Consider the following 297-nt stretch of genomic DNA (forward strand, 5'->3'; position numbering starts at 1 on the left):
CCATACTTCCACAACGGCAGCGTTTGGGAATTGGATAAAGCCGTCAACATCATGGCGAAAGCTCAATTGGGTAAAACTCTGGCTCCGGAAGAAACTGAAAACATCGTTGCCTTCTTGAAAGCCCTCTCCGGCAATGTTCCTGAATCTGCCCGAACCATGCCTGAGCTGCCTGTATCCACCGATGTCAAATCCCAACCTGACAACAAATAAGGTTTAGCACAAAACAAAGATAGTGTATTGCATAGTCAAATATCTTTACATTTCTTGACGTTGAAAGAATACGCACCCCGACCTATT

Annotated in this window: 1 pseudogene; it reads left to right on the plus strand. The window is 44.8% G+C overall.

The window, feature by feature from the left end:
• A pseudogene (locus ACTHSP_RS23550) lies at positions 1 to 210 on the plus strand (cytochrome-c peroxidase); the annotation flags it as partial.
• Positions 211 to 297 lie beyond the last annotated feature (87 nt).

Source organism: Neisseria sp. P0001.S005 (assembly GCF_051963715.1).